The 5,893-nt window shown below is 73.8% G+C and carries 4 protein-coding genes and 1 pseudogene; 4 read left to right on the forward strand and 1 reads right to left on the reverse strand.

Annotated features, from left to right (window positions below):
* Window positions 1-108: 108 nt before the first annotated feature.
* Window positions 109-1,431 (forward strand): annotated as a pseudogene (locus tag ACFXPK_RS02920) (FAD-dependent oxidoreductase); the annotation flags it as partial.
* A 75-nt stretch (window positions 1,432-1,506) separates the two neighbouring features.
* Here ACFXPK_RS02920 and hemE read toward each other — a convergent pair.
* Window positions 1,507-2,571 carry a uroporphyrinogen decarboxylase gene (gene hemE, locus ACFXPK_RS02925; RefSeq protein ID WP_385001257.1) on the reverse strand — a complete coding sequence of 355 codons (1,065 nt, stop codon included), beginning with the start codon at window positions 2,569-2,571 and terminating at the stop codon, window positions 1,507-1,509.
* Between the two features lie 91 nt (window positions 2,572-2,662).
* Between hemE and ACFXPK_RS02930 the strand changes: the two genes are divergently transcribed.
* From ACFXPK_RS02930 to ACFXPK_RS02940, 3 genes are all read left to right on the forward strand, one after another.
* Complete coding sequence (locus ACFXPK_RS02930) at window positions 2,663-3,337, forward strand: DUF3000 domain-containing protein (protein WP_385070898.1); 675 nt, start codon at window positions 2,663-2,665, stop codon at window positions 3,335-3,337.
* Window positions 3,338-3,645: 308 nt separating this feature from the next.
* Window positions 3,646-4,305: a response regulator transcription factor gene (locus ACFXPK_RS02935; RefSeq protein ID WP_329823583.1), complete on the forward strand. Its 660-nt coding sequence runs from the start codon at window positions 3,646-3,648 to the stop codon at window positions 4,303-4,305.
* Between the two features lie 106 nt (window positions 4,306-4,411).
* Complete coding sequence (locus tag ACFXPK_RS02940) at window positions 4,412-5,704, forward strand: HRDC domain-containing protein (RefSeq protein WP_385070901.1); 1,293 nt, start codon at window positions 4,412-4,414, stop codon at window positions 5,702-5,704.
* Window positions 5,705-5,893 lie beyond the last annotated feature (189 nt).

Consider the following 5,893-nt stretch of genomic DNA (forward strand, 5'->3'; position numbering starts at 1 on the left):
GGCCCTGCGCCACCCTACCCAATCCAACAGCGCCGCCGGGGGGCCCGCGCGCGGGGGGGGGGGGGGGGGGGCTGGGGGGGGGGGGGGGGGGGGGGCCCCCCGCCCCCCCCCCAGGCCCGCAGGGGCCGGGGCCCGGACGAGCTGGAGATCGTCGCGTTCGAACGCGGTCACTTCAGCTCGTACTCCGCGTGCGGCATCCCGTACTGGGTGGGCGGCGACGTCACGGACCGGGACGCCCTGATCGCCCGGACGCCCGAGGAGCACCGGGCCAGGGACATCGGGCTGCGGACCCGCACGGAGGCCGTGGAGATCGATCTGGCGGGGCAGCGGGTGAGGACCCGCGACCTGGACGCCGGTACGGAGAGCTGGACCGGCTTCGACAAGCTGGTCGTCGCGACGGGCGCCCGCCCGGTACGGCCCGCGCTGCCCGGGATCGACGCGCCGGGCGTGCACGGGGTGCAGACCCTCGACGACGGACAGGCGCTGCTGGAGACCCTGGCCGCGACGGCGGGCGGCCGCGCGGTCGTGGTCGGCGCGGGGTACATCGGGGTGGAGATGGCCGAGGCGCTGCTGAAGCGCGGGTACGAGGTCACCGTCGTGCACCGTGACACGCAGCCGATGGCGACCCTCGACCCGGACATGGGGCGGCTGGTCCACGAGGCGATGGACGGGCTGGGCATCACCACGGTGGGCGGCGCGGAGGTGACCGCGATCCGCACCGGCGAGGACGGCCGGGTGCGGGCCGTGGCCACCGCGGAGACCGAGTACCCGGCGGACGTCGTCGTCCTCGGGATCGGCGTCGAGCCGGAGACGGCCCTCGCCCGCGCCGCCGCGCTGCCCGTCGGACCGTACGGCGGGCTGCTCACCGATCTGTCGATGCGGGTACGCGGCCATGGAAACGTCTGGGCGGGCGGCGACTGCGTGGAGGTCCTCGACCTGGTCTCGGGCGCCACCCGCCATGTCGCGCTGGGGACGCACGCGAACAAGCACGGCCAGATCATCGGCACGAACGTGAGCGGCGGCTACGCCGTCTTCCCCGGGATCGTCGGTACGGCCGTCAGCAAGGTCTGCGACCTGGAGATCGCCAGGACGGGGCTGCGCGAGAAGGACGCCCGCAGGGCCGGGCTCCGGTACGTGAGCGCCACCGTCGAGTCGACCAACAGCGCGGGCTACTACCCGGGCGCGGCCCCGATGACGGTGAAGATGCTCGCCGAGCACCGGACCGGGCGGCTGCTGGGGGTGCAGATCGTCGGCCGGGAGGGCGCGGCGAAGCGGGTGGACATCGCGGCGGTGGCGCTGACCGCCGGGATGACGGTGGAGCGGATGACGACGCTGGACCTGGGGTACGCGCCGCCCTTCTCGCCCGTCTGGGACCCGGTGCTGGTCGCCGCGCGCAAGGCGACGGCGGCCGTCAGGGCGGCGGGCTGGTGACCACCGCGGCGGGGCGGGGCCGGCGCGCCCCGACCCGGGACGAATCGCCCCGCCCCACCAGCGGTTTTCGGCCAATCAGCGAGCGGTCTGCGTATGCACGTAGTCGACGAGCCTGGTCAGTGAGTCCGGGTCCATGCTCGGCAGCACGCCATGGCCCAGATTGAAGACATGGCCCTCCAGCCCGGCCGCCGCGTCCAGCACCTCCCGGGCCTTGGTCTCCACCGCTGGGGTCGGGGCGAAGAGGACCGCCGGGTCGAGATTGCCCTGGAGCGCCTTGCCGGGGCCGACCCGGCGGGCCGCCTCGTCCAGCGGGACGCGCCAGTCGACGCCGACGACATCGGCGCCCGCCTCGCCCATCAGGCCGAGCAGCTCGCCCGTACCGACGCCGAAGTGGATGCGCGGGACACCGTAGGGGGCGACCGCGTCGAAGACCTTGGCGGAGGCGGGCAGCACGGAGCGCCGGTAGTCGGCGGGGGCGAGGGCGCCCACCCACGAGTCGAAGAGCTGGACGGCGCTCGCGCCCGCCTCGATCTGCACGGCGAGGAAGGCCGAGGTGATCCGGGCGAGCTGGTCGAGCAGGTCGGCCCACAGCTGGGGGTCGCCGTACATCATGGCCTTGGTGTGCTCGTGGTTGCGGGAGGGACCGCCCTCCACGAGGTAGCTCGCGAGGGTGAACGGCGCCCCGGCGAACCCGATGAGCGGGGTGGACCCCAGCTCACCGGTGAGCATGCCGATGGCCTCGGTGACGTAGGCGACGTCCTCGGGCGTGAGGTCGCGCAGCCGGGCCAGGTCGGCGCGGGTGCGGATGGGCTCGGCGACGACGGGGCCGACACCCGGCTTGATGTCCAGGTCGAGGCCGATGGCCTTGAGGGGGACGACGATGTCGCTGAAGTAGATCGCGGCGTCGACCTTGTGGCGCCGTACCGGCTGGAGCGTGATCTCGGTGACCAGCTCGGGCCGCATGCAGGAGTCGAGCATCCCGATGCCCTCGCGGACCTTCAGGTACTCGGGCAGCGAGCGCCCCGCCTGACGCATGAACCAGACCGGTGTGTGCGGTACCGGTTCCCGTCGGCACGCCTTCAGGAAGGCCGATTCGTACGTCTTCGTCTGCTGGCCCGGGGGGCGTTCGTTGGCGCTCACATACAGAATCTTCCCATGTACGGGGAAGCCGCCGCCCCGGGCCGGGTGTCCCTCCCTGCGCGAGGCGCGGGTTCCGCCTACTCTTCCCCGCATGGCTGCGGCTCAGGGACAGTTTTCCGATCATTCCAACGGCACCGGGGGAAAGGGCGGCGGAGAGGGCGATTCCGTCCCGTCCGCGTTCCGTTCGGCGATCGACGCGCTGCGGACGGCCCGGCTGCGACCAGGCGTCGAGATCGACCCGACCCCGGCGCCGAAGCGGCTCGCGCCGTACGCGTACGCCCTGGAGGCGGCGGTGGTCGACGGCGAGGACGATCTCGCGGACGGCCGGCTGATCCTGCTCCACGACCCGTCGGGGCACGACGCCTGGCAGGGCACGTTCCGGCTGGTGACGCTCGTACGGGCGGAGCTGGAGCCGGAGATGGCCGCCGACCCGCTGCTGCCCGAGGTGTGCTGGTCGTGGCTGACGGGCGCGCTGGAGGCGCGCGGGCTGTCGTACGGGGAGGCGAGCGGCACGGTCACCCAGGCCGGCTCGTACTACTTCGGCGGGCTCGCGGAGCGCAGGCCGGCCACCCAGATCGAGATCCGGGCGTCCTGGACCCCGCGCGAGGCGCTGGGCGGGGTGCCCGACACGGCGGCCCATCTGACCGCGTGGTGCGATCTGCTCTGCCAGGTCGCGGGGCTGCCGCCGGGCGCGGGCGGACCGCCGGGGACGGGCGACGCGGGTGTGGTCTCACTGCCCCAGCGGCGCGGCCCGCGGGTTCCCTGACGGGGGATTCGCGGGCCCTCTGACGCCCTTTCACCGCACGGCCGGGACCGCACGCCCCTTCACGGCTCCACCACACCACGTCCGCCGGGCGTCCCTCACTCGTCCGCCGCGTACCCCCACCCGGGGGACCACTCGTAGGATGATCGAGCACGTATCCGAATTGCCCGAATTGTTACTCACTAATTCGTGATCATTCTCTAAAGGCGAGCGGGATTGCTGCCGAAGAGGTCAATGACCCTTCACACACGGTTCGCCCCGGCTTCACCCCCCGCAGCCGGCCCCGTCCCGCACCTTCCCCAGGAGGCCTGGTGTCCGTTCTCCTTGAGCAGCCCGCAAGCCTGGTCGCCTACCGCCCGAACAAGCCGACGGCCATGGTCGTCGTGGCCGACCCCCGCGTCCGCTCCACCGTCACCCGCCACCTGTGGGCCCTCGGAGTGCGTGACGTCATCGAGGCGTCGTCCATCGCGGAGGCCCGCCCCCGCGTCGGCAACCCGCGCGACATCTGCGTTGCCGACGTCCACCTGCCCGACGGATCCGGGCTGACCCTCCTGTCCGAGACGCGGGCGGCGGGCTGGCCCAACGGCCTCGCCCTCTCCGCCGCGGACGACATCGGCGCCGTGCGCAACGCCCTCGCGGGCGGCGTCAAGGGCTATGTCGTCACCGGCACCCGCACCAACATCGGCCACCCCGGCCGCCCCGGCGTCGCCCCCCTCGGCGCCGGCCAGCGGATGCACCGCCGCCCTCCGGGCGCCCCGAACCACCCCGGTGGGTACCGGGAGCTGTCCGGCCGGGAGGTCGAGGTGCTCCGGCTGGTCGCCGAAGGCCAGTCCAACAAGGCCATCGGCGTCTCGATGGGCCTGTCCGCGCTCACCGTCAAGAGCCACCTCGCCCGGATCGCGCGCAAGCTCGGCACCGGCGACCGGGCCGGGATGGTCGCCGTGGCCCTCCGTACCGGAATCATCCACTGAACCGGACACACCACCGGACCGGGCCACTGACCGCTTCTCGCCCCCACCGCCCGTCGACGGAACGTTCCGTCGACGGGCGCCGTCCGTTCACAGATACCCTTGACAGGTGACCGACGCCCAAGAGACCGCAGCAGAGCCAGCACTGCGAACCACCGGGGGCCCGCGACGGCAGTCGCTGGTGTCGCTTCCCCCGGACGACGTCGAAGCGGCGCCGATCCCCTTGCTGGAGCCCCGCGAGGGCATTCCACCGGTGGTCGCCACCGACGAGGCGCTCGCCGAGGTGATCGCGGCCTTCGCCGCGGGCACCGGACCCGTCGCCGTCGACGCGGAGCGCGCCTCCGGCTACCGCTACGGCCAGCGTGCCTACCTGGTCCAGCTCCGCCGCGAGGGCGCGGGCACGGCGCTGATCGACCCGGTCGGCTGCCCCGACCTCTCCGGTCTGGGCGACGCCCTCTCCGGTACGGAGTGGATCCTGCACGCCGCCACCCAGGACCTGCCCTGCCTGCGCGAAATAGGCATGATCCCCACCCGGCTCTTCGACACCGAGCTGGCGGGCCGCCTCGCGGGCTTCCCCCGGGTCGGCCTCGGCGCCATGGTCGAGAACGTCCTCGGGTACGCCCTGGAGAAGGGCCACTCCGCCGTCGACTGGTCCACCCGCCCGCTCCCCGAACCCTGGCTGCGGTACGCCGCGCTCGACGTGGAACTCCTCGTCGACCTGCGGGACGCGCTGGAGAAGGAGCTCGACCGGCAGGGCAAGCTCGACTGGGCTCAGCAGGAGTTCGACGCGATCGCCTCCGCCCCGCCCGCGCCCCCGCGCAAGGACCCGTGGCGCCGTACCTCGGGCATGCACAAGGTGCGCCGCCGCCGGCAGATGGCCGTCGTACGGGAACTGTGGACGACCCGCGACCGGGTCGCCCAGCGGCGGGACGTCTCCCCCGGCAAGGTGCTCAGCGACACCGCGATCGTCGAGGCATCGCTGTCCCTGCCCGCCACCGTGCAGGCGCTGACCGCGCTGCCCGGCTTCGGCCACCGCATGGGCCGTCGCCAGCTCGAACAGTGGCAGGCCGCCGTCGACCGGGCGAAAGCCCTCCCCGACACGGAGCTGCCCCAGCCCGGCCAGCCCCTCACGGGCCCGCCGCCGCCCCGCTCGTGGGCGGACAAGGACCCCGAAGCCGCCGCCCGGCTCTCGGCCGCCCGCGCGGCGGTCTCGGAACTCGCCGAGCGGATCACCATGCCCCAGGAGAACCTGATCACCCCGGACACCGTCCGCCGGGTCTGCTGGGAACCCCCGCAGGACCCGACGGTGGACAACGTCGCGGCAGCCCTGACCAGCCACGGAGCCCGCCAGTGGCAGGTGGACCTGGTGGCCCCCCTGCTGACCCAGGCGCTTCTTGTCTAGAGGCCCGGCCGGCCTCCGGGGCGTCGCCCCGCCGGGCCGGCGGGTGAGCCGAAGGGGCGCGCCGTCGCCGTGAGGGAGAGCGCGCGCAGGTTCGCGAGGAACGGGCGGACCGGGCACGGTCGACCGTCGGCGCCGGTCCGAAGCGCCCCGGAGGCGAACCCGCGCCAAAAAAGAGGGAGGACAGGGCCA

Source organism: Streptomyces sp. NPDC059142 (genome assembly GCF_042755665.1).
Lineage (GTDB): Bacteria > Actinomycetota > Actinomycetes > Streptomycetales > Streptomycetaceae > Streptomyces.

Excerpts from the sequence above, each read along its gene's own strand:
- ACFXPK_RS02930 (WP_385070898.1), top strand. The coding sequence starts at position 2,663 with ATGGCTGCGGCTCAGGGACAGTTTTCCGATCATTCCAACGGCACCGGG.